At 44.4% G+C, this 1,540-nt stretch carries 2 protein-coding genes; both read left to right on the top strand.

Going from position 1 to position 1,540, the window contains the following annotated elements:
- Window positions 1-796 (top strand): RHS repeat-associated core domain-containing protein (locus tag S1OALGB6SA_RS06190; protein WP_148084036.1); only part of this gene is annotated, 796 nt, incomplete at its 5' end.
- Window positions 786-1,316, top strand: a complete 531-nt coding sequence (locus tag S1OALGB6SA_RS06185; RefSeq protein ID WP_124032880.1) for a hypothetical protein — start codon at window positions 786-788, stop codon at window positions 1,314-1,316. The genes S1OALGB6SA_RS06190 and S1OALGB6SA_RS06185, both read left to right, overlap by 11 nt.
- Window positions 1,317-1,540 lie beyond the last annotated feature (224 nt).

Genomic DNA, 1,540 nt, shown 5'->3' with positions numbered 1-1,540 from the left:
TGAGGAGACCGGCCTCTACTACTACGGGGCACGCTACTATGAGCCTACAACCTCCAGATGGATGAGCGCGGACCCGGCCGGGTTCGAGTTGGTTAATCCAGAAAATAATGAACAGCTTATTATCTCTGGATCAAATTGGTATAGTTATACAGAGAACAATCCCGTCAAGTATAACGATCCTAGGGGGGGCGTACCTGCTCTTGCAGTTACTGCAGTTTTTGGTGGCCTCGCCGGCGGCGCTATAGGTGCTGCTAGCGGTGTGGCTAGTGCTGTTATACAAGGCAATACCTCTAACCGTGAAATAATAGGTGGAGCTGTTGGCGGTGCGATAAGCGGTGCCGTTACAGGTGCCCTCATCGGCAGTGGTGTTGGGATACTTGCGATTGTTGGGGGTAGTACCGCCGGAGGAGCTGCTGGAAGTGTTGCGGAAAACTTGATTGCTAAAGGTGCAGAAAATCTTGATGCTAAAACTGTGGCAATAGATGCCGCTATTGATGGGGGGATTTCGGGTGGGGCAAGTCTCTTAGGTGTTGGCCTAGGTAAACTTGCTAAACATGGGACAAAATTTCGTACTGCTTCCAAAACACTAGCTGCCAAAATACTAGTTGATACTTCTGTTGGTACTGTTTTCGACATTATACAAGATAATGTGAATCCACCGTCGTCTTCTGACTTAGGTAGAGCTGGATCTGATACTGCACAAGATAATGTGAACCCGCAGCAGTCTGACCGAAAATACCCTATAGTTAATAGTCCTCCTTCGCATTGGCCCAAGGATGATTCTAATGATGACTGAGGAAACTAAGAAGAAGGTGATTCTGCTCATCGAAATAATCACGCCGTTCGTGGCATTGTTAATGTATCCCCTAGTTTTGCTTAGCAGAGGTAACAATTATCTATACGAATTCGTGTTTAAGTTCTGGATACTGTTTTTGTGCAGCGCACTTATGTACTTTGGACAATTTTTTGCATTGCTTACAAGGAGAGAGAACAAATTCCTGAGCAATGTGTATGTCAAGATAGTTGTAAGCTTTATTTACTTCATTTCTTTTCTTGTTTTTGCGAGACTGTTTTATTCATTTCGTGAAAGAAATATCGCCATTCCATCTTGGTGGGATTGGGGAGTAAATATAGGAGGTCTTCTAAGCCTATTTCTTGGAGGATATTTGGCAAAAATTAAAGGAGGAAATCGCAAATGGTTAAACAGTATTGAAGCGTTCATTGCTGGAATCGTTCCTTCTCTAGCAGCACTTCTGTTTTCTCCTATTTGTTCAGAGGGTATTGTGCTATTTTGGCAATTTTTCGGTGTGGGATGATCTATGTGTTTGTTTCTGAAAAAGCATAGTGATATCTGGTAATGCACTAGACTCTCGTTAGAAATTCCATCAAAGAAAAGCAATTCCCGACCATTGCAAACACCAGCCTCCTGCCTTGTCCCTTATAGACCCCGCCAGGTCCGTCCCTTCGCCCTCCCTGGCTTTGGTCCTAAACAGAACATCCCTTATTTTCAGTAGGCCTCCTGCCTACAAAAAATAAGGGA

It is taken from the genome of Olavius algarvensis spirochete endosymbiont, assembly GCA_900608495.1.
In the GTDB taxonomy this organism is placed as follows: Bacteria; Spirochaetota; Spirochaetia; order DSM-2461; family DSM-2461; genus UBA2779.
The sequence above is the reverse complement of the archived record's forward strand: the minus strand, read 5'-3'. Positions and strand labels throughout refer to the sequence as shown.